This window comes from Acidobacteriota bacterium (genome assembly GCA_019347945.1).
Taxonomy (GTDB): Bacteria; Acidobacteriota; Thermoanaerobaculia; order Gp7-AA8; family JAHWKK01; genus JAHWKK01.
In genome coordinates this window covers 1-18,587 of record JAHWKK010000039.1, presented here as the reverse complement: position 1 = coordinate 18,587, position 18,587 = coordinate 1, and the positions used below count along the sequence as shown (strand labels likewise).

Sequence of the window (18,587 nt, the reverse complement as noted above, 5' to 3'; positions counted from 1 at the left end):
GCCCATCACGAGAGTCGCACAACACTTATTGCGTTCCCCCCCCCTCATTGACGGTTTTTGCCCTCCTGTGGGGGGGGTGGTTGTCCTACTTTCACTTTCCGGGTGCCCGCCCGGGATTTTGTTGCGTTTTCGGTTTTTATTTATAATGGCCCCCCCCGACCCCGTCAGCCCCTCCTCAGCCATTGACAGGAACGATCGGTTCGGAAATGCTGCGACTGAATGGCCATTCAATCCGAAATTGCCGCTGCATCCGCTGCCCGAGCTGGTGGAAAACGGGAAAAGATTCTCCGCGCCGCCATCGATACCTTCGCCCGTCGAGGCTACTTCAATGCCCGGGTCACCGACATCGCCTCGGAGGCAGGCGTGGCGGACGGGACGATCTATCTGTACTTCGAGTCGAAGGAGGATCTTCTCTTCACGATCTTCCAGGAATCGATGGTCGATTTCCTCGATCGACTTCGCGAGGAGCTCGCCTCGATCGACTCGCCGGGCGCGAAGCTCGAGCGCCTCGTCGCGTTCCATCTGGAGACGATCGGGTCCGACAGGGATCTCGCGATCGTCTTTCAGGTCGAGCTCCGGCATACCCAGAAGTTCATGGCGAAGTTTTCCCACGGCGAGCTGGCCGACTATTTCGGCATCCTTCGCCACGTGATCCAGGATGGTCAGCGAGCGGGCGAGTTTCGGAATGACGTCGATCCGCAGCTCGCCGCCAAGGCGGTTTTCGGGATGATCGACGAGATGGTGACGTCGTGGATCCTTTCCGAAAAGGAGGAGCCGCTCGCCACGGTGGCCGGCCCGTTGACCCGAATCGCTCTGAGCGGGCTGCGGAAAGAAGAGTGAAGAGTGAAGGGTGAAGAGTGAAAGCCCACCGCCTCGCCCTCCCGGTGAAGTGTTGCATCGCGCAAGCTCGTCCCGCGTTCCTGATTCCTGACTCCTGATTCCTGGCTCCTGGCTCCTGGCTCTTCTTCACTCTTCACTCTTCACTCTTCACTCTTGCTTCTACAGGAATCCAGCAGAGCTCTGGGAGGTTGATCGATGTAAAGAGTACCAATCCGGTACCATTTCGATTTTCGCCCCTCGTCGGGCCGACCTGAAAGGAAGACGAACGATTCAAATGCTCGAAATTCGAGACCTCCACGCCAAAGTCGAAGACAACGAGATTCTGCGTGGCTTCGACCTCTCCGTCAACGAGGGAGAAGTCCATGCGATCATGGGCCCCAACGGGTCGGGCAAGAGCACGCTCGCCAACGTCCTCGCGGGCCGCGAAGCCTACGAGGTGACCAGCGGCTCGGTCACATACCTGGGAGAGAACCTCCTCGAAATGGCCCCCGAGGAGCGCGCCCGCAAGGGCGTCTTCCTCGCCTTTCAGTACCCCGTCGAGATTCCGGGGGTGAACAACACCTACTTCCTCCGGACGGCGCTCAATGCCATCCGGACGCACCAGGGCAAAGAAGAGATCGACGCCATCGATTTTCTCGATCTGGTGAAGGAGAAGATGAAGGTCGTCGAGCTTCCCGAAAAGCTGATGTCGCGCGCGGTCAACGAGGGCTTCTCCGGCGGTGAGAAAAAGCGGAACGAGATCCTTCAGATGGCAGTTCTCGATCCGAAGCTGGCGATCCTCGACGAAACCGACTCCGGGCTCGACATCGACGCACTCAGAATCGTCGCCGAGGGTGTGACCCGCCTGAAGAACGAGCGGCACGCGGTCATCGTGATCACGCACTACCAGAGACTTCTCAACTATCTCGTTCCCGATTTCGTGCACGTGATGTCCGAGGGACGGATCGTCCGCTCGGGAGGCCGCGAGCTGGCACTCGAGCTCGAGGAGAAGGGCTACGCCGGGCTCGCGGAGTCGACGGTGGCCGCGAGTTGACCACGACTGTGAGCCATGCCGTCGAGCCGGTCGGGCTGATCGGTGTCACGCCACCGGATGATTCGAGCCTCAGACGGAAGGCCCGGGAACGGGCGATCGCCCTCGGTCTGCCAACCGCGAAAACCGAAGGTTGGAAGTACACGAACCTGAAGAGTCTGGGTCGCGACGATCTCGCGGTCCCCGGCGTCTCGTCGCCGGATCCGGCGATCCTCGAAGGCTGGCGATTCCCCGATGTTCCTCTTCTGGTCGTCGTGAACGGCCGCTACCAGGCGTCGCTTTCCGACGCGATCCCTTCCGGTGTGACGGTCGGCTCTTCCGCGGAAAATGCCGCACTGATCGAACGGCTCGACGAGCTCGATCCGTTTCAGGACGAGAAAAATCCACTGGCGGCGTGGAACGCTGCACTCCATCCCGATGCGCTCTTCATCGACGTCGCGAGCGGCGCGGACGCCGGAACCCTGCAGGTGCTCTTCATCAATACGGGCGGTGCATCATCCTCACGAGGGTTCACTCTGCCTCGTCTGACACTGACGCTCGGGGAGTCCTCGCACGCAACGGTCATCGAGACCTACGTCTCCGAAGGGACTGCCGGGACCGTGACGCTCGCCTCGACCCGCGCCTACTGCGCTTCCAACGCCGAGCTGCATCACATCCGGATTCAGTCCGAGGGGGAAGGCGCGGATCATTACGGCATCGTCAGGGCGTCTCTCGCAAGGGATTCGAGGCTTCGTCAGTTCGCGATGACGGCTGGTGCGCTCACGTCGAGATACGATTCGACCGCAGTACTTCAGGGCGAAGGAGCGGATTGCGAGATGAACGGGCTCTACGTCCTCGACGGCGAACAGAGAGCCGACCACCAGACTCTGATCGACCATGCGTGGCCCCACTGCAACAGCCGCCAGACGTTCAAGGGCGTTCTCGATGGACGATCGCGAGGCATCTACGAAGGCCGCATCATCGTCCGTCCGGACGCACAGAAAACCAACGCGGCTCAGTCGAACGACAATCTGGTTCTGTCCGACACGGCCATCGCAAACAGCACCCCGCAGCTCGAGATCTACGCCGACGACGTCAAGTGCCGGCACGGCTCGACGATCGGGCGGCTCGATGAGGATTCGATCTTCTACATTCGGTCCCGAGGCATTTCCGAAGAACGCGCCCGCGAGATTCTGACGCGGGGGTTTGCTTCGGAGGTCGTCGATCTGATCGCCTCGAGTGCAATCCGCGAACGAATCGAATCGATTCTCACGGAGAGGGCGGGCCAGTGACCGCGAACCCGTCCGTCACGCCGCATCTCGACCTGGAGGCAATTCGTGCCGACTTCCCGATCCTCTCGACGATGGTGAAGGGGCATCCACTCGTCTATCTCGACAACGCCGCGACCACCCAGAAACCTCGACAGGTGATCGATGCGATCGTTCACTACTATGAAGAACAGAACGCAAACGTTCACCGCGGAGTTCATCAGCTGAGTCAGATCGCAACCTCGATGTACGAGGAGGGACGGAAGAAGGTCGCACGATTCATCAACGCAGGCACGGAGAGAGAGGTCGTCTTCGTCAAAGGATGCACCGAAGGGATCAATCTGGTCGCGAACAGCTTCGCGGCCCCTCGCCTGCGCGAGGGCGACGAGATTCTCATCACCGCGATCGAACATCATTCGAACATCGTTCCGTGGCAGCTCCTCTGCCAGCGAACCGGCGCCAAACTCCACATCGTCCCCGTCAATGACCTCGGAGAGCTCATCCTCGGAGAGCTCGACTCGCTCCTGACCGAACGAACGAAGATCGCGTCGTTCGTTCACGTTTCGAACTCGCTCGGGACGGTGAATCCAGTCCGAGAGATGATCGCGAGGGCGAAGGCGGCCGGAGTCCCGGTCGTGATCGACGGCGCTCAGGCGGTTCCGCATCTTCCGGTCGACGTTCAGGATCTCGACTGCGACTTCTACGTTTTCTCCGGGCACAAGATGTTCGGGCCGACGGGGATCGGGGTCGCGTATGGAAAGGCCGAGCATCTCGCCGCGATGAGTCCGTGGCAGGGTGGCGGCGACATGATCGAATCGGTTCGCTTCGAGGGCTCGACCTGGGCGCAGCCGCCGGCGAGGTTCGAGGCGGGGACCCCGAATATCGAGGGCGTCGCAGGGCTGTCGGCGGCAATCGATTACATCGGGGCGCTCGGATACGAAGCGATCGGAGCGCACGAGCACGATCTCCTCGAATACGGCACGGCGGAGCTGGAGAAGATCGAAGGGCTCCGGATCATCGGCCAGGCGGGTGACAAGGCGAGCGTCATCTCCTTCGTTCTCGACGACATCCATCCCCACGATCTCGGCACGATCGTCGACGAAGAGGGGGTCGCGATCAGGACAGGGCACCACTGCACGCAGCCGGTCATGGAGCGTTTCGGAGTCCCCGCGACGGCACGCGCTTCGCTCGCCTTCTACAATACGCGGGCGGAAATCGATGCGCTGGTGCGTGCCATCGAGCGCGCCATCTCGATCTTCCGCTGACGGAGACGATTCATGGACCCAATGAGAGAGCTGTATCAGCAGCTCATCCTCGATCACAATCGCAAGCCGAGGAACTTCGGGCGCCCCGAGGGGACGAACCGCGAGGCGGAAGGCTACAACCCTCTTTGCGGTGACCATTACACGATCTACCTCGACATCGAGAACGACGAGATCGAGCAGATCGGATTCGAGGGATCGGGTTGCGCGATCTCGAAGTCCTCCGCCTCGGTGATGACCGAAACCCTAAAGGGAAAGCCCGCGCGCGAGGCGCTCGAGATCGCAAGCGGGTTTGTCGACCTCGTCAAGGGCGACAGCGACGAAGCGGCGACATCCAAGCTCGCGGTCTTCAAGGGTGTGCGCGACTTTCCGACGCGGACAAAATGCGCAACCCTGGCCTGGCACGCCCTCCGAAACGCCATCGAGAACATTCCCACCACAGCCACCACCGAATGAACGAGATCAGCCCCGAGACCGTCCGGACGATGCTCGAGAACCGGGGAGCGCTTCTCTCCGGCCACTTCCGCCTCTCGTCCGGACTCCACAGCAACCGATACGTCCAGTGCGCGCGCCTGCTCTCGCACCCGCGCGACGCCGACGCTCTCGGCGAAGGACTCGCCGCGAAGCTTGCATCGATCAACCCCGAACTGATCGTCGCGCCCGCTCTCGGCGGCCTCGTCATCGGCCAGACAGTTTCGCGAGCGCTCGGAATCCCGATGATCTTCACCGAGAGAAAAGACGGAGAGATGATGCTCCGTCGCGGTTTCGACATTTCCGGGAACGCTCGCTGCCTGATCATCGAGGACGTCGTGACGACCGGAAAGTCGACAAAGGAGACGCAAAGCGTCATCGAGGAGCGTAACGGCCGTGTCGCCGGCTTCGGATCGGTCCTCAACCGGAGCGGGCGAGAGAATCCTTTCGAATCTCCGTATCAGTATCTTCTCGCTCTCGAGCTCGAGAGCTGGGAAGAGAAGGATTGCCCGATGTGCGGCGAAGGCGTGCCGATCGACTCGCCCGGCAGCCGGTTCGGAGGCTCGAGATGACGAAGTATACGGTCTCCATCGGCGGCGAGACGCGCACGGTCGATCTCACCGGCAGTGGCGATGAGCTGTTGATCTCGGACGGGGACGGGTCCGCCACCTGGTCGATTCTCTGGCAGTCCGAAAACGAGATGGGGGTCGAGCGTGACGGAGAGCAGCTCGTCTTCGCCTGGCGGAAGACCGCCGCGGGGGTCGCGATCATGCTCGACGGAGAATTGTGGGAAGCCGAAGTCGACAAAGGGGGCACCCGGCGGAGGCGAGCGAAGTACGACGATCACTCGCTCTCCGCGCCGATGCCGGGCTCGGTCCTCCGCATTCTGACGACCGCGGGAGCCGCGGTGAAGAAAGGAGAACCGCTTCTCGTTCTGGAAGCCATGAAGATGGAGCACACGATTGCAGCGCCCTACACCGGCGTCGTCGAGAAGATCGGCTGCAGCGAAGGTGACATGGTGCAGCCCGGCGTCGACCTGATCTCGATTGCGCCCGAGCCGGACGGGGAGCCCTCGGAATCATGAAGTACGACGTCGAATCGGTCCACCTGGTCGAAGTCGGACCCCGCGACGGACTGCAGAACGAGAAAACACCGATTCCTGTCGAGCCGCGGGTCGCGCTGATCGACGCGCTCGCCGATGCCGGACTCCAGACGATCGAGATCGGTGCATTCGTTCATCCCCAACGAGTCCCCCAGATGGCGGGCACCGCCGAAGTGTGGGAAAAGATCCACCGGCATCCGGACGTCGACTACCCCGTGCTCGTTCCCAACATGAAGGGACTCGAGCGGGCGCTCGAAGCCGATGTCCGATCGATCGCCATCTTCACCGCGGCATCGGACGGCTTCAACCAGAAAAACATCAACATGAGCGTCGACGAATCGTTCGGAGTCTTTGCCCCGGTCACGAAGCTCGCGCGGCAGGAAGGCCTGCGGATTCGAGGGTACGTTTCGACAGCTCTCGGGTGCCCTTACGAAGGAGATGTCGCGCCCGAGCGGGTCCTCGAGGTTGCCGCTCGTCTGCTCGACCTCGGCTGCTACGAGGTCTCCATCGGCGACACGATCGGAGTCGGTACGCCGAACCAGGTCCAGGGCCTCGTCAATCTGCTCGTGCAGGTCATCCCGAAGGACCGGCTGGCGATGCACTTCCACGACACGCGCGGGCTGGGTGTCGCGAACGTACTCGCGGCTCTCGAAGAGGGAATCACTACGTTCGACAGCTCCGCGGGGGGCCTCGGGGGTTGCCCATACGCCCCGGGAGCCTCCGGCAACGTAGCCACCGAGGATCTCGTCTATCTGTTCGACGGTCTCGGTATCGACACGGGCGTCGATCTCGAGCGGCTGCTCGACGCTTCGGCTGCAATCGCCCCCTGGATCGATCATCCCCTTCCGGGACGGGTTCTGCAGGCGAGCCGGCCCAACCTCGGTTTCGGAACCGCCGCCCGCCCCAACTGAAATGATCGCGTGAAGCGTCGAGTTTGCCTCACCGTTCCCGGCGTGGCCGTTCACTCCGGGAGTGGAGCGGAGCCTCATGTCTGAAAAGAAAAACTGGAAGAGCACACTCAATCTGCCGCAGACCGACTTCCCGATGAAGGCCAATCTTCCCGGTCGCGAGCCGGAGCGACTCGCTCGCTGGGACGAGCTCGGCCTCTACGAAAAGATCGTCGCGCGGAACGAGGGAAACCCGAAGTTCGTGCTTCACGACGGCCCTCCGTACGCGAACGGCAGGATCCACATCGGCCACGCGCTCAACAAGATCCTCAAGGACTTCGTCGTGAAATCACGCTCGATGATGGGGTTCCACTCTCCCTACGTTCCAGGCTGGGACTGCCACGGTCTTCCGATCGAGCACAAGGTCGACAAGCAGCTCGGGCCGAAAAAGCGCGAGATGTCGACGGTCGAGTTTCGCCAAGCCTGCCGGCGGTTCGCCGACGAAAATCTCGACATCCAGAGACGGGACTTCATCCGGCTCGGTGTTTTCGGCAGCTGGGATCGGCCGTACAGCACGATGTCGTACGACTACGAAGCGAAGATCGTCGAGACTCTCGGGCGCTGCTTCGAGTCGGGGTCCGTCTACAAGGGTCTGAAGCCCGTCCACTGGTGCACGCGCTGCCAGACCGCCCTCGCCGAAGCCGAGGTCGAGTACGACGAGAAGGTCTCTCCCTCGATCTACGTGAGGTTTCGGGCCGCGGATGACGTCGCGGAAAAGCTCGGCGTCGGGGGCGAACCACTCTACGCGGTGATCTGGACGACGACGCCCTGGACGATTCCGGCGAACCTCGCGATCGTGCTCCATCCCGATCTCGAGTACTCGGTGGTTCGCGCCGGCGGCGAGAACCACATCGTGGCGTCGGAGCTCGTCGCACAGGTCGCCAAAGTCTTCGGCTGGAACGAGCCGGAAGAGGTGCGCCGGTTCCGGGGAGGCGACATCGAGCGGATGACCTACCGTCACCCGCTGGTCGACCGCGAGGGGATCTTCGCGCTCGGCGAGTACGTCACGCTCGAGGCCGGTACCGGCCTCGTCCACACCGCGCCGGGCCATGGTGCGGACGACTTCAGCACGGGCCGCCGCTACGGGCTCGAGACTCTGACGCCCGTCGATCATCGTGGAAGATTCACCTCGAAAGCGCCTCAGTGGGAAGACCAGTATGTCTACGATGCGAATCCCGGAATCGTGGAGGCTCTGAAGGGCGCCGGTGCGCTTCTGGCGTTGCGGGAGCTGAAGCACAGCTATCCGCACTGCTGGCGATGCAAGAGCCCGGTGATCTTTCGCGCGACCGAGCAGTGGTTCATCTCGATGGAAGAGACGGGGCTGCGGGAGAAGGCGCTCGGAGAGATCGAGAAAGTGCGGTGGATTCCGCGATGGGGCTACGAGCGGATCAGCGGCATGGTCGCCAACCGTCCCGACTGGTGCATCTCGCGGCAGCGTGCCTGGGGCGTACCGATCACGGTCCTCTACTGCGACGGCTGCGATGAGCACGTGGCAACGCCTGAGCTTTTCGCGCGGGTGACCGAACTGGTCCGAGAGAACGGGGCGGACGTCTGGTTCGAACGGGACGCCGCAGAGCTCGTCCCCGAAGGATACGCGTGTGCGTGCGGGTCGACGACCTTCCGGAAGGAGACCGACATTCTCGACGTCTGGTTCGACTCCGGCTCGTCGCATTTGGCGGTCGCGGCTCCGAATCCGGATCTCGGCTGGCCGGTCCAGCTGTACATGGAAGGTCACGACCAGCACCGGGGATGGTTCCAGTCGTCGCTGCTGATCGGCACCGAGGTCGAAGGGGCCGCGCCGTACGAGAGCGTGATCACGCATGGATTCGTGGTCGACGAGTCGGGACGGAAGATGTCGAAGTCGCTCGGGAACGTCGTCGCCCCGCAGGAAGTGATCCGGGACCACGGCGCGGACGTCCTGCGACTCTGGGTCTCGATGATCGACTACCGGGACGACGTCGGGCTCGGAAAGGAGATCCTCTCGCGCATCTCCGAGAGCTACCGGAAGATTCGCAACACCGCGAGATTCCTCATCGCCAACATCGAGGACTTCGATCCGGCTCGCGATGCGGTCCCGATCGACGAGCTCGAGCCTCTCGACCGCTGGATTCTCGACCGCACGCATCAGACTTTTCAGCGGAGCCGAGTCGCCTACGAGAACTTCGAGTTCCACGCCGTCTATCACCGGATCCTCGACCTCTGTACGGTCGATCTTTCGGCGGTCTACTCCGATGTGGTCAAGGACCGGCTCTACGTCGAAGCGGCTGACTCGAAGACCCGCCGCGCGGCTCAGACGGCGATGTACGAGATCGTCCGCGGCCTCGCATCGATGATTGCTCCGATCCTCGCCTTCACGGCCGACGAGATCTACGAGTCGCTAACGGGATCGGACGAGGAGTCGGTACACCTGACATCTTTTCCCGATCTCTCGCGCTTCGCCCTTTCGAGCGACCAGCGAAGGACGTGGGAGCGGCTGTTCGACCTTCGCGAGGCGGTCCAGAAAGTCCTGGAGGGAGCGAGGGGGCGGCGCGAGATCGGGCAGTCTCTCGAGGCCGACATCGAGCTGCGCGGGACCGATCCCGGCGAGCTCGCTGCCGCCAGCGGCGTCGATCTCGCAAAGCTCTTCATCGTCTCCCACGTCGAGATCGTGAGCCCGGACGCGGGCGACGAACCGGAAATCGGCATGAAGAACGCACGTGGTAGCCGCTGCGATCGTTGCTGGCACTATCGCGAACAGATCCGTTCTGAAGACGGGCTTTGCGAGCGATGCTCGGAAATTGTAGATTCGCTGACGCCGGTGGCGTGAACTTACGGAACTCAACAGGAGAAGAAGATGGCTGACATCGAAGATACGCTGGATACCGTGAAGAAACAGGCAACTCAAACCGCAAAGACCGCCGGGCGCGTGATCTCGAAGGCCGCAAAGGACACCGCCAAAAAGGTGCGGAAAGCCGCGAAGCCGAAGATCGAACAGGCACGCAAAGCTGCGATCAAGGCGCTCGAGAGGGCCGAAAAAACCTCGGCGAGCGTCGCCAAGGACGCGAAGAAGGCCGCGAAACCGCGCATTCGCAAGGCCAGGAAGGCCGCCGACAAGGCCGTCAAGGACACTCGGAAAGCCGCCGGACCGATGGTGAAGAAAGTCCGCAAGGCAGCCGACGAGAATCTGAAGAAGGCGAAGAAGACCGCCGACAAGAATCTGAAGAAGGCAAAGAAGGTCGCCGACAAGAATCTGAAGAAGGCGAAAAAGGCCGCCGGTGCCCAGGCCAAAACCGCCCGGAAAGCCGCCGACAAGAACTTCGAAAAGGCGAAGAAGGTCACCGACAAGGCCGTTAAAAAGACGGCCAAACGTATCTCCAAAGCACTCTCCTGATTGCAGGCTCAGAGCCTGCCTTCGATGCGCTTCGCGGATCTTCACACGCATACCCATCACTCCGACGGGACCCGATCTCCGTCGGAGCTGGTGGATCTGGCGGTGAAATACCAGATCGGCATTCTCGCCATCAGCGACCACGATCAGCTCGGCGGCTACTTCGAAGCGCTTGCCTACGCGGCCGAACGAGAGATCATCCTCGTCCCCGCAACTGAACTGTCCGTCACGCATCGCGGCTGGGACATCCACCTGCTCGCGTACGCGTTCGATCCGACCAACGAAATTCTCCGATCGAGACTGGCCGAGCTGCGTGAGACCCGCCGTACACGACTCGATCGAATCATCGACAAACTGCACGAAGCCGGTGTCGAGATCGACGGTAACCAGGTTCGCGCGCTCTGCGGCGAGGGCTCTCCGGGACGTCCTCACGTTGCCCGCGTCATGGTCGCGAACGGTGTCGTAAGCGACGTCGGCGAGGCCTTCCGCGTCTACCTTCACCAGGGGGGACCCGCGTGGGTTCCGAAAGCCTGCATGACGGCTTCCGATGCGATCGAGCTGGTCCGGTCGTGCGGCGGTGTCCTCTCCCTCGCACATCCGACCCTGTACGGCGAACCGATGCTCGTGGTCAACGAGCTGCTCGATCTCGGGCTGGAAGGGATCGAGTGCATTCACCCGAAGATTCCTCCCGAATGGACGGCGAGACTGGAGAAGCTCGCCCGCTCTCACGAGCTGATGATCACCGGAGGATCCGACGACCACGGATTCGAGGATAGGCGCACCTTCGGATCGGTCCGCGTCCCCGAAATCAACATCGGCCCCATTCTCGAACGGCTCGGCGCGGCCTGCTGATGAACGTGCTGGTGCTGCTGCTGCTCGGGTTGCTCGCGGTCGCCGGCAACGCGCGGATCGGTCTCTTCTCGCTCAACCGTCTCGTCTTCGCGGAGAAACACGAAAGCGACCGGCTCAGGATCGGACTGATCGCCATCCCGGTCGCGCTGACCGTCCTCCTCCCTCTTTACTGGTTCTTTTACAGCGGCGTTCGCACCGGCCGGATGGGCCCGCTCGCAATTGCAGGAGCCGTCTGGGTCGCGCTGACCGTCGCCACCGGCGTCTACTGGCTGATCGATCGGTCCTGGTACAACTTCCATCCTCCGACGGTCGGCGGCGTCATCGCGAATCCATCCGAGCGGGTTCACATCCGGGAGGGGCACGTTCAGTCGAAGGGCCTCCGAGCACTCGGAATCCACAACGACGTCTACGATCTCGAGATCACCTCACACGATGTCGTCATCCCGGATCTTCCTCCGTCGTTCGAGGGCTACGAGATCGCCTTCATGACCGATACACACGTCACCGGATTCATGCGCGAGGACTTCTACCGGCGATGCGTCGAGGAGATCATCGCCCGGGACGTCGACCTCGTGCTCCTCGGTGGAGACTTCGTGACCTGGAAGGCCGACATCGAGCTGATGGCCCGGGTGCTTCTGATCGACCTGCGCGCGAAAGACGGGGTCTGGGCAGTTCTCGGAAATCACGATTACTGGACCGACGCCGATGCGGTCGTCGCCGCGATGACCGCGCGGGGTGTCCGCTTCCTCGTCAACCGATCGACCAGAATCACGCGAGGACCGGACGTCATAGATCTGATCGGGATCGACGAGCTCTATCGCGGCACGCCCGACATCGAAGCGACTTTCCGAAGCGTACCCGGTAACCGTCCCTGCATCGGTGTCTCGCACCATCCCGACATCGCCGGGCATATCGAGAACCAGCGCGTCGACCTCCTCCTCGCCGGCCACACTCATGGCGGGCAGATCCGCCTTCCATTTCTCGGAGCGATCGTCGTTCCCTCGAAGCACGAAGCACTCTACGCATCCGGATTTCACAGGGAGAATCAGGTTCTCCTCTACGTCAGCCGCGGCCTCGGAGCCGTTCCGCCGGTGAGGATCCTTTGTCCGCCGGAGCTCGCGACGTTCCGCCTCGTCAGCGAACGGCGAGCCGGGAGTGACGAGGGTCCGACCGACCTGCTGCTGAGACCGGAGCGGCGGGCCTGAGGAAGTCAGCCGGACGACCGTTTTGCGTGCCAGAATTGGTGCCCGGACCCCAGGGAGTGAGATCCTCGCGGTTCTTTCCGGAATTGGCGCCCGGATTGCTTCGTTCGTCCTTTCAGAATGCCGAATAAGTTTTTGGGCGCGACCCTGGCGCTACTCCTGACGGCTCCCCTCGCTTCGGCGTCGGTGGCGGAATTCAAGACCTTCGACGAGAAAGTCGAGGAGGCGGACTCGATCCTTCGAGGCCGCGCTGTGGCGACGCAATCCCGCTTCGACGAAACCGGGCGTTGGATCCTCACCGAGACCACTTTCGCCGTCGAGGAAGCTCTCAAAGGGGACCCCGGCCCGACGATTACGATCGTCACCTCGGGCGGCCGGGTCGGCAATCTCAATCAGCGGACCATCGGGATTCCCGAATTCTCACCGGGTGACGAGCGCATTCTTTTCACCGCAAAGGTGCAAGGTGCCGACACGGTCCTCTACCAGAACCAGGGAACTTACGAGATCGTGCGGGATTCCGGCGGCGAGCTCGTCGTCCCCGCTGCGAGCGACCTCGTGCTCGTCGATCCTCAGCGCGGGACAGTCGAGGTCGCCGAGCGGCCCCGCAGCCTCGAGCGATTCCGCACCGACGTGACGCGCGCCCTCGGTCCTGACCGGATCGGCCGCATCCAGACTTCCGACCTGGCCCCTCCGACCGAGGAGCGCCGCATTCTGTGGATTCCGCTGGCGATCGTCGCATTCAGCGTCATCGTCGGCGTCGTGCTGGTCGTGAGGAAATTCCGATGAGCTCGGATGCGGTGATGCTCCGCTGTCCCGAATGCCGGGTCGTACGGGAGCCCTCCGCGGCATCCTGCACATCTTGCGGCCTGATTTTTCTGTCGACCGCGCACCCGCTCCGTCGCGACGAGGACAAACAGCGACGGCTCAGCGATGCGCGCAAGCAGGAGTGCCCCGCATGTCTGGCCAGGGTAGACGAAGGCGCACTCCGCTGCCGCCACTGCGGCGAGATTCTCGATCCGCGATACCGGGCGGTCCGAGCCAGGCGGCTGCGCGCGCAGCTCAACTATGCGAGCTGGGTCGCCTATCTCCTCGGAGTCGTCACACTTTTCATCTTTCGTCCCGTCGGAATCATCGCCATCGGCGCGGGGCTGATGCTTTCGATCGCCTACTACGCCATCCGCATCGATGTGCCTTCCGTCGACTCCGATGACGACCAGGAGGAGGATGGGCGAAAGGAAACCGGATTCTCGAGCCTGAAGCGTCAATTCGGTCTCGAGACCGTCACCCTGCAGCACCCCAGATTCCCTGCGCTCAGAACGGCGGTCATGGGAACACCGCTTCTCATCGCGGCAATCGGGTGGGCATTCAACTATTCGGTCGTCCAGATTCCTGCGAACGATGCGATTTCATCAGTTGCCAGACTCGCCGACATCGACGTCAATGCTCACCTCGGATGGTTCGTCGATCCCGGAACGCTCGTTCTCGACTTCGACAAGAAGAGCGAGGGCATCGGCCCCGATGACGTCCGCGAGAGCCTGATCGTCCTCTCCAGAGGTCTCGAGCGAGACTACGAGCGAATCGTCGTCCGCTATCAGGGCGAGGACGTGGAGATCGATCCGGCGACCTTCGTCGCGCTCGGCCGCGCTTCAGGAGAGGAGCTCGATCTGCTACTCGAAGGTCTTCCGGGACAGCTCGCTCCGCCACGGCCGGTCCCGACGAATCGGATCGTCCTCCCTCTCAGATGAAGGTTTGAGGTTCGAGGTTGGAGGTTGGAGGTTTGGCGCGCTCTCGCGGATGCGACATTTGACCGGGAGGGCGAAGCTCCTGCTGAGCCGCCCCGTCGCGTTCCGCCGAAATGTCACCTGAAAACCATTCTGTCTCCGCCCGCTCGGTCATTGCACTGAACGAACTTTCTGCCATCTCGAAAGGGTGCGGCTCGGCAGGAGCCTCGCCCTCCCGGTGATGGGGACATCGCGCAAGAACATCTCGGTGCTGATCGAGTCGGATCGCCGCATAGGTGGTGGAAACCGGCGCTACACTCGAGGGCGAGCCGCGTCCACCAACCTCAAACCTCCAACCTCAAACCTCCAACTTGCTTTTCCCTCTACTGTCTCGTGAAAAGGTCCTCGGGGACCTCGCCGACACCACCGTAGCGGCGCTCGCGTGTCTGATAATCGATGATGGCCTCGAGCAGATGCCGGCGCCGGAAATCCGGCCACAGGACCTTCGTCACCCAGATCTCGGCGTAGGCGATCTGCCAGAGGAGAAAATTGGAGATTCGCATCTCGCCGCTCGTCCGGATCAGAAGATCGGGATCCGGAGTCCATCCTGTATAGAGATGCCGGGAGAATTCTTCCTCTCCGACCTCTTCCGAAGACCCTCGTCTTTCGCGGATCAACGAATTGACTGCGTCGAGAATCTCGGCCCGTCCGCCATAATTGAGCGCGATCTGAAATCGAAGCCCCTTGTTGGCTGCGGTCCGCTCCACCGCAAACTCGAGCTCGCGCTGCACGGAGGGATCGAGGCCATCGATTCGCCCGATCGGTACGAACCTGATGTCGTTGGTCATCAGAGTATCGATCTCCTTGCGGACGTACTCCTTGAGCAACATCATCAGCGTCGCAACCTCGAGCCGTGGACGCTTCCAGTTCTCGACCGAAAACGCATAGAGCGTGATCACCTCGAGCTCGAGTCGTGCTGCCGTCTCGACGGTGTCGCGAACAGCATCGATGCCCGCTCGGTGACCCTCGACGCGCGGAAGACTCCGGCTCTTCGCCCAGCGGCCGTTTCCATCCATGATCACGGCGACATGTCGTGGGAGAGCGCTCAGATCGATTCGCGAGAGGAGCTCCTCTTCGAGAGAGCCCCGCTCCGCGATCTGACTGACGTCGATCATTTCGACCGCGATCTTAACAGCACCTGACCCGACCGGCACGACACGTGTACGATGAATAGGGAATGGCAGACAGGAAGAGCAGCAAACCGCCCGCGTCGAGAAAGCGGGCAACCAGACGGGAAGCTTCGAAAAAGAAGAACGTCCCACCGCCTCCGGAAGAGATCGCTCCGGCGGAGAGCTCGGACGAGCCGGGCGCCACATCGGCCCTCGACTTCACCGAGACCGACACCTATCTGTTCCGCGAGGGGACCCATGGCCGCCTGTACGAGAAGCTCGGCGCCATACCGACGCGCCGGGATGGCGCCGACGGGACTCTCTTCAGGGTCTGGGCGCCGGCGGCCCGCTCCGTTTCGGTGATCGGGGATTTCAATGAATGGTCGCCCAAAGCAGACCCGATGAGATCGCTCGGAGAGCCCGGCGTATGGGAATGCTTCGTCGAGGGCGCGAGTCGAGGGGATCGCTACAAGTTCCGGGTGAAGGACGCCGACCGAGGACGGGCCGGAGACAAGGCCGACCCTTTCGCGACTGCAGCCGAGCTGCCGCCCCGCACGGCCTCCGTGATCCACACGAGCGAATATTCATGGAACGACGATGAATGGATGGAGAAACGGGGACCACGACTCGAGCGGGACGCGCCGATCTCCATCTACGAGATGCACCCAGGGTCGTGGCGAAGGAACGCCGACGGGAGTCCTCTCGGATGGAGCGATCTCGCCGAAGAGCTCGTTCCCTATCTGACCGAGCTCGGGTTCACCCACCTCGAGCTCCTTCCGGTGACCGAGCATCCGTTCTACGGCTCGTGGGGTTACCAGACGACCGGCTACTTCGCACCGACCAGCCGGTACGGTTCCCCCGACGACTTCCGCAGGTTCGTCGACCGGCTTCATCAGGGAGGGATCGGCGTCATCCTCGACTGGGTGCCGTCGCATTTTCCGACCGACGCCCACGGGCTCGGCTTTTTCGACGGAACCCATCTGTATGAGCACGCCGATCCGCGACTCGGATTCCACCCGGACTGGAACTCGTTCATTTTCAATTACGGCCGGGGCGAGGTTCGCAGCTTCCTTCTCAGCAGCGCTCTGTACTGGCTGCACGAGTTTCATATCGACGGCATTCGAGTCGACGCGGTCGCGTCGATGCTCTACCTCGACTACTCGCGCGAGGGAGGTAACTGGATCCCGAACCGCTACGGCGGTCGCGAAAATCTCGATGCGATCCACTTCCTCCGAACGCTGAATGAAGCGGTCTATCGCGAAGTCCCGGGCGTTCAGACGATCGCCGAGGAATCGACGGCGTGGCCGATGGTCTCGCGGCCGACCTGGCTCGGAGGCCTGGGCTTCGGCTACAAGTGGGACATGGGGTGGATGCACGACACGCTGGGCTACATGAGCCGCGATCCGATCCACCGTCGATTTCATCACAACGAGCTCACCTTCCGCGCGATGTATGCGTGGTCGGAAAACTACGTCCTTCCCCTCTCTCACGACGAAGTCGTCCATGGCAAGGGTTCACTGCTTCGGAAAATGCCGGGGGACGAGTGGCAGCGGTTCGCGAATCTCCGTGCGCTCTACTCGATGATGTGGACCCAGCCCGGCAAGAAGCTGCTCTTCATGGGCTGCGAGATCGGGCAATGGGCCGAATGGAACCACGATGCACAGCTGAGCTGGCCCGATGCGAATGATTCCTACCGGAACGGCTTGCTCCGGTTCGTCGGAAAACTGAATACGATGATGCGAGAGCAGAAGGCGCTTCACGAGCTCGACTCGGAGCCTTCCGGTTTCGAATGGATCGATGCCAACGACGCACTGAACAGTGTTCTGAGCTATGCCCGCAAAGACCGTGACGGGAACCGGCTCATCTGCGTCATCAATCTCACTCCTGAGCCACGGCCGGAATATCTTCTCGGCTGCCCCGATCCCGGTTCGTGGCGCGTCATCCTCAACTCGGACGAGAAGGATCTCGGCGGGTCGGGGTATCCGATCAGGACCGAGATCGAATCCGCACCGATCGCGGCCCACGGCCGCTACCATGCCCTTCTGCTCGACCTCCCGCCCCTCGGTGCGCTCGTGCTCGAGAAGGTCTGAGCGCTACTTTTCGGCCGGCTCCTCCCGAAGGAGTGCAGTCAGGCCCGGCGAAGCGCCGTCCCAACACTTTCTCCGGGGCATCTCGCGTTCATTGCCTCTTAATCGGCGCGTAGCGTCGATCAATGGCTCGGGATGACCGGTGGTCTATACTCTGCCGCCGTGACCGACGCGAAAAGAGCACAAACCACATTCCTCGCCCTTCTCGTCCTCCTCTTCGGCACCCAGTGCTCGTCGACGCGCCTGTCGGGTGCGACCGGCGTTCTCGACGCGAGCATCACTGAATCCTCCGGATTGATTCGCTCGACGATCGATCCATCGCTGTTCTGGACGCTCAATGACTCCGGAAACACGCCCCACATTTTCGCGGTCGATCTTGGCGGGAACGGTCATGCCACGGTCGGCATCGACGGTACCGAGAACATCGACTGGGAGGCGATCACGACCGACAACCGTGGCAGCCTTTTCATCGGCGACTTCGGAAACAACGCGAACGCGCGTCGCGACCTCGTCATCCACGAGATCGACGAGCCGAACCCTCGCGGAGCGGGAACGGTACCGATTCGCCGGTCGATCCGCTTCCGATTCGAGGATCAGCACGAATTTCCAGATCCCGACCGGATGAACTTCGACGCCGAGGCGATGTTCTGGGACGGCGGGAAACTCTACATCCTGAGCAAGCACCGAAGCGACTCCGAAACGACGCTCTATTCGATCGACCCCGGCGAGGGCTCCGGCGAGATCGTCGCGAAGAAGATCTCCACCGCAGACCCCGGCTCGATGGTGACCGACGCCGCGCTCTGGTCCGACGGTCGCACGCTGGCGGTGCTCACCTACACCGGGCTTCATCTCTTCGAACGATCAGGCGAGAACTTTCTCGCGAATCACATCCGGCAGATCCGCTTCCATACCTCAGTGACCCTTCAGTGTGAGGGTGTCGCCTGGACGAAGGATGGCGCCATCGTCTTCACCAACGAACAGCGCGCCATTCATGTCATCGAGTCTCCGTTCGACCGGAGCGTGCTCACCTATCCCGATCCGCGACGGATGTGAAGTGTGTTGGAGGTTGGAGATGCCAGTTGCCGGTTGCCGGTTGCGGGTTGCGAGCAGGATGACGAAGTGTTTGATCGTGTAAATCGAACGGCTCATTCCACGAGCCCCCACCCAGAGACGATGAGTAGGCCGGTCCCCTCGAACGATGTCACGATTTGATCGTGCATCCCACGTTAGACGGGCTCGAAGCCCAGAAGAGGAGACCAGCCGTGAACCATATTGCCATTGATATCCATG

At 62.2% G+C, this 18,587-nt stretch carries 17 protein-coding genes; 16 read left to right on the top strand and 1 reads right to left on the bottom strand.

Features of this window, described 5'->3' with window-relative positions; genetic code table 11:
- The first annotated feature begins 219 nt into the window (after nt 1-219).
- The 14 genes from KY459_16130 (at nt 220) to KY459_16065 (ending at nt 14,065) form a co-directional block, all read left to right on the top strand.
- Nucleotides 220-840 (top strand): TetR family transcriptional regulator, encoded by a 621-nt coding sequence (locus tag KY459_16130; GenBank protein MBW3566237.1) that lies wholly within the window; start codon nt 220-222, stop codon nt 838-840.
- A 274-nt stretch (nt 841-1,114) separates the two neighbouring features.
- Nucleotides 1,115-1,873 carry a Fe-S cluster assembly ATPase SufC gene (sufC, locus tag KY459_16125; protein ID MBW3566236.1) on the top strand — a complete coding sequence of 253 codons (759 nt, stop codon included), beginning with the start codon at nt 1,115-1,117 and terminating at the stop codon, nt 1,871-1,873.
- Nucleotides 1,870-3,141 (top strand): Fe-S cluster assembly protein SufD, encoded by a 1,272-nt coding sequence (gene sufD / locus KY459_16120; protein MBW3566235.1) that lies wholly within the window; start codon nt 1,870-1,872, stop codon nt 3,139-3,141. Before sufC ends, sufD begins: the two co-directional genes overlap by 4 nt.
- Nucleotides 3,142-3,212: 71 nt before the next feature.
- Nucleotides 3,213-4,382 (top strand): cysteine desulfurase, encoded by a 1,170-nt coding sequence (locus KY459_16115; protein ID MBW3566234.1) that lies wholly within the window; start codon nt 3,213-3,215, stop codon nt 4,380-4,382.
- A 12-nt stretch (nt 4,383-4,394) separates the two neighbouring features.
- On the top strand, nt 4,395-4,835 hold the full coding sequence (locus KY459_16110) for an SUF system NifU family Fe-S cluster assembly protein (GenBank protein MBW3566233.1): 441 nt from the start codon (nt 4,395-4,397) through the stop codon (nt 4,833-4,835).
- Nucleotides 4,832-5,422, top strand: a complete 591-nt coding sequence (gene pyrE / locus KY459_16105; GenBank protein MBW3566232.1) for an orotate phosphoribosyltransferase — start codon at nt 4,832-4,834, stop codon at nt 5,420-5,422. Before KY459_16110 ends, pyrE begins: the two co-directional genes overlap by 4 nt.
- Nucleotides 5,419-5,934: a hypothetical protein gene (locus tag KY459_16100; protein MBW3566231.1), complete on the top strand. Its 516-nt coding sequence runs from the start codon at nt 5,419-5,421 to the stop codon at nt 5,932-5,934. The genes pyrE and KY459_16100 overlap by 4 nt, the downstream gene beginning before the upstream one ends.
- The gene (locus KY459_16095; protein ID MBW3566230.1) at nt 5,931-6,863 is read left to right on the top strand and encodes a hydroxymethylglutaryl-CoA lyase; all 933 of its coding nucleotides are present in this window, start codon (nt 5,931-5,933) and stop codon (nt 6,861-6,863) included. Before KY459_16100 ends, KY459_16095 begins: the two co-directional genes overlap by 4 nt.
- Nucleotides 6,864-6,939: 76 nt before the next feature.
- Complete coding sequence (gene ileS / locus KY459_16090; protein ID MBW3566229.1) at nt 6,940-9,705, top strand: isoleucine--tRNA ligase; 2,766 nt, start codon at nt 6,940-6,942, stop codon at nt 9,703-9,705.
- A 27-nt stretch (nt 9,706-9,732) separates the two neighbouring features.
- Complete coding sequence (locus tag KY459_16085; protein ID MBW3566228.1) at nt 9,733-10,269, top strand: hypothetical protein; 537 nt, start codon at nt 9,733-9,735, stop codon at nt 10,267-10,269.
- A gap of 24 nt (nt 10,270-10,293) precedes the next feature.
- Nucleotides 10,294-11,118: a PHP domain-containing protein gene (locus KY459_16080; GenBank protein ID MBW3566227.1), complete on the top strand. Its 825-nt coding sequence runs from the start codon at nt 10,294-10,296 to the stop codon at nt 11,116-11,118.
- On the top strand, nt 11,118-12,323 hold the full coding sequence (locus tag KY459_16075) for a metallophosphoesterase (protein ID MBW3566226.1): 1,206 nt from the start codon (nt 11,118-11,120) through the stop codon (nt 12,321-12,323). Before KY459_16080 ends, KY459_16075 begins: the two co-directional genes overlap by 1 nt.
- 117 nt (nt 12,324-12,440) lie before the next feature.
- The gene (locus tag KY459_16070) at nt 12,441-13,106 is read left to right on the top strand and encodes a hypothetical protein (GenBank protein ID MBW3566225.1); all 666 of its coding nucleotides are present in this window, start codon (nt 12,441-12,443) and stop codon (nt 13,104-13,106) included.
- The gene (locus tag KY459_16065; protein ID MBW3566224.1) at nt 13,103-14,065 is read left to right on the top strand and encodes a zinc ribbon domain-containing protein; all 963 of its coding nucleotides are present in this window, start codon (nt 13,103-13,105) and stop codon (nt 14,063-14,065) included. Before KY459_16070 ends, KY459_16065 begins: the two co-directional genes overlap by 4 nt.
- Before the next feature lie 359 nt (nt 14,066-14,424).
- Here KY459_16065 and KY459_16060 read toward each other — a convergent pair whose 3' ends face one another.
- Nucleotides 14,425-15,216, bottom strand: a complete 792-nt coding sequence (locus KY459_16060) for an isoprenyl transferase (protein ID MBW3566223.1) — start codon at nt 15,214-15,216, stop codon at nt 14,425-14,427.
- A gap of 62 nt (nt 15,217-15,278) precedes the next feature.
- Between KY459_16060 and glgB the strand changes: the two genes are divergently transcribed.
- Together glgB and KY459_16050 are read left to right on the top strand one after the other, a co-directional pair.
- Nucleotides 15,279-17,300, top strand: coding sequence for a 1,4-alpha-glucan branching protein GlgB (gene glgB / locus KY459_16055; protein MBW3566222.1), 2,022 nt, complete (start codon nt 15,279-15,281; stop codon nt 17,298-17,300).
- Nucleotides 17,301-17,459: 159 nt separating this feature from the next.
- Nucleotides 17,460-18,350, top strand: a complete 891-nt coding sequence (locus KY459_16050; protein MBW3566221.1) for a hypothetical protein — start codon at nt 17,460-17,462, stop codon at nt 18,348-18,350.
- Nucleotides 18,351-18,587 lie beyond the last annotated feature (237 nt).